This is a genomic window from Aliivibrio sifiae (genome assembly GCF_002954705.1).
Classification (GTDB): domain Bacteria; phylum Pseudomonadota; class Gammaproteobacteria; order Enterobacterales; family Vibrionaceae; genus Aliivibrio; species Aliivibrio sifiae_A.
In genome coordinates this window covers 478,590-480,333 of record NZ_MSCO01000002.1, presented here as the reverse complement: position 1 = coordinate 480,333, position 1,744 = coordinate 478,590, and the positions used below count along the sequence as shown (strand labels likewise).

Below are 1,744 nucleotides of genomic sequence, written 5' to 3'. Positions count from 1 at the left end.
TAACGCCTGCATAACACGTTTGCTACCATGCAATTATACTTAATATTGACGCCTTAAAACGAGAAACACTCGGCAACCTGAGATGCCGAGTGTAGTAAATCGTGTTGATGCGATTGTTAAGTGCCTTATTGAGGCGTATGTAACCTTTCCCCTAAATAATACAACCCTAAAACCGTTGCTAGGATCATCTGCCATAAAAAGAACATAAACATTAAAAAACCGCCCCAAGCTGAAATAATAAAATAATCTTCAGGTATCTCTAAGCTTAAAAATATGCGACTAGTTAAAACTAAAAATATACTTACGGCTGTTAAATAAGAAAACAATACACATAAAAAACGTCTTCTAGTCATTTCAATCATCATTGAATTACCATGATGATAAATTTCAATCTTAGGTGAATTAGCCATTAAGTCATCTATATCATGTTTATTAAATGTAGCTACCGCAGCCAAAGCTGCGATAAAAAAACCTGGTAAATTAGCCACAAAAGATGTCAATTCACTAATTAAACCACCTTGTCCTACTACTTTTTCAATAGACATGAAGAAAAAAACTACAACACTAGTTACAGCAGTAAAGAACATTGGAATAAACCAATCATATATCCACTTATCCTCATGCTTAATGCTAAGGTAAGAAAATGGTCTTAACAACTGATATGTAATTAACCTAAATTGTGAAAAACAATTCATATAATCAACTCTTCCATTTTATCTATAATGCCTGTGTGTATTATAGGAAATGATGTCATTAATGCATTACTAAAACCTATAATCTTTCTTTTTTTTACGTATTTATCGGCATAGCACAAAGTTCCCGTGTCTGTACTCAAAACAGCCGTATGACCTGTACCTGTTACATCATTAAAAGAAATTTTAACAAATGGCGAATCAAGAGAATCTGCATGTTGAATTGCTTTTTGTAAGTGCCCCCAATTTCCACCATTAAGAATAATGTCTCGTTTTCTAACTCGCATTTTTATATCAGTACCAATGAGTTCATGATGCGTATTGCTGTCATATCCACGCACAACCGTCATTTCACTTGTAATTGATATTCCGTTAATTTTACCGTTTTCTAATTCATCTCGGAATTCATCTGATGGATGAGCTAAAATATTTAATACACAAAAAACATTAATTGTTTTATTTGCAGCCCCTGATGGGTGTGGCTGAGTATATGTCTCTGGAAATTGTTGCTTAGCTAATTTACACATATGATTAAGAAAGCTACAAGCTTTCAATGCTGGTAAATTCGTATTTTTTTCAATTAAAGTTAGATGCTTATGAGCCGCATTCTGCGCTTTTAAGATAATAATATGACACGACGATTCTAAACCTCGCTCCTCACTCAAAACAACAACTTCTCGATCATCAACAGAGCCCCCCACCTTTTGAGTTACAGGATGAGCAGCCTGAGTATCAACTACATTAATTAACAAAACCCAAGAATCTTCTTTTTCTTCCATATCTTCAAGACGGAATTCGAGATCTGATGTCATAGATATTTTCTTTCTTGCTAACCCTAATTCTCTTAGACTTGAGAATTCAGCCATCAATTCATCTAAGGTTCTAGGCGAAGCCATAGTATGCGGAATATCTCTAGCTAAAGTCTTACCACATATATCTAAATCATAAAATTGGATTGTTCTTTCATTATTATTCATTTTTATAAGTTCTCAATTAACCAACGTTGGTTTGGCCATTATACAGCATGATATTTAAACTTGATAGATTGGCAC

General features: G+C 33.8%; 2 protein-coding genes. Both read right to left on the bottom strand.

Annotated elements, in window-relative coordinates; translation table 11 throughout:
* Positions 1-125 precede the first annotated feature (125 nt).
* Entirely contained in the window at positions 126-695 is a 570-nt protein-coding gene (locus BTO22_RS13120) for a hypothetical protein (RefSeq protein WP_065605031.1), read from the bottom strand.
* A complete protein-coding gene (locus tag BTO22_RS13115) occupies positions 692-1,669 on the bottom strand; it encodes a hypothetical protein (protein WP_065605030.1) in 978 nt (325 codons plus the stop codon). The genes BTO22_RS13120 and BTO22_RS13115 overlap by 4 nt, the downstream gene beginning before the upstream one ends.
* Between the last annotated feature and the right edge of the window lie 75 nt (positions 1,670-1,744).

Coding starts and splice junctions, on each gene's coding strand:
- BTO22_RS13120 (WP_065605031.1), bottom strand. CDS start 695: ATGAATTGTTTTTCACAATTTAGGTTAATTACATATCAGTTGTTAAGA.
- BTO22_RS13115 (WP_065605030.1), bottom strand. CDS start 1,669: ATGAATAATAATGAAAGAACAATCCAATTTTATGATTTAGATATATGT.